The 461-nt window shown below is 71.1% G+C and carries 1 protein-coding gene; it reads left to right on the forward strand.

What is annotated here, in order from left to right; translation table 11 throughout:
- The coding region (locus tag ACFDS3_RS16035; RefSeq protein ID WP_375263363.1) for an SPOR domain-containing protein at window positions 1–444 on the forward strand (444 nt) is incomplete at its 5' end.
- Window positions 445–461 lie beyond the last annotated feature (17 nt).

Below are 461 nucleotides of genomic sequence, written 5' to 3' on the forward strand. Positions count from 1 at the left end.
GAGGATGCCGACCCGGTGGAAATGGCCATTGCCGAGGCGCTGTCCGGGACGCTCGAGGAACTGACCGCCTCGGCTCCCTTGCGTCCGCGGGAGCGGCCCGAGGATGCCGGCGCGGGGCTTGAGATCGCCTCGGTCGAGACGGTGCGCGCCGCGGCGCCGGGCTCGGGCGAGGTCAACATCGCCGATCTGCCCAAGGGCACACGCCTGGTGCAACTCGGCGCCTTTGCCAGCCCCGACGTCGCCCGCAGCGAGTGGGGCAAGCTGACCGGGCGCTTCGGCGAGTTCTTCGGCGGCAAGCGGATGGTCGTGCAAGAGGCGATCTCGGGCGGGAAGACCTTCTTCCGCCTGCGGGCCGAAGGGTTCGACGATCTGGCCGATGCGCGGCGCTTCTGCTCGGCCCTGACGGCCAAGCGCGCGGATTGCATCCCGGTGGAGGTGCGGTGAGCCGCGCCTGCATCCTT

Origin of the sequence: Palleronia sp. (assembly GCF_042089775.1) — a bacterium.
Lineage (GTDB): Bacteria > Pseudomonadota > Alphaproteobacteria > Rhodobacterales > Rhodobacteraceae > Palleronia.